At 35.6% G+C, this 508-nt stretch carries 2 protein-coding genes; both read left to right on the plus strand.

Going from position 1 to position 508, the window contains the following annotated elements; genetic code table 11:
- Nucleotides 1-46 precede the first annotated feature (46 nt).
- Entirely contained in the window at nucleotides 47-292 is a 246-nt protein-coding gene (locus A3766_RS06990; RefSeq protein WP_068516651.1) for a type II toxin-antitoxin system CcdA family antitoxin, read from the plus strand.
- On the plus strand, nucleotides 292-508 hold a 217-nt coding region (locus tag A3766_RS06995; RefSeq protein WP_068641993.1), incomplete at its 3' end, for a CcdB family protein. The genes A3766_RS06990 and A3766_RS06995, both read left to right, overlap by 1 nt.

The raw sequence follows: 508 nt of genomic DNA on the forward strand, positions 1-508 counted from the left end.
ATAGCATAACAATACATATAAACAATGCGCATTAGGAGCAAATACCATGCGACCAAGTTTTGACCAGCAAGCGCCTAAGAAAGCTACTAACCTAACAGTAAACAGTGACCTTTTAAATCAAGCTAAAAGTTTGAAAATAAACTTATCAGCGACACTTGAACAAGCCTTGATTGTTCAAGTAAAAAAAGCACAACGCGAACAATGGCTTAAAGAAAATAAAGATGCTATTGACGAGCTGAACAAGTTGAGTGAAGAGAATGGTTTATTTTCTGACTCATTCAGGAGCTTTTAATGAGCCAATTTACGCTTTATTTGAACAAAGACAAAAGCAGTAAAAAAACATACCCCTATTTTGTTGATGTGCAAAACAACTTACTAAATGACTTGAATTCAAGACTAGTTATCCCGTTAACCCCTTCGAAAAAAGTTAACGAAAAAGTAGCTCAGAAGCTATGTCCTACAGTTAGAATTGAAGGAGAGGATTTCGTCCTCGTTACCAACCAAATGA

Source organism: Oleiphilus sp. HI0132 (assembly GCF_001635845.1).

Excerpts from the sequence above, each read along its gene's own strand:
- A3766_RS06990 (WP_068516651.1), top strand. The coding sequence starts at position 47 with ATGCGACCAAGTTTTGACCAGCAAGCGCCTAAGAAAGCTACTAACCTA.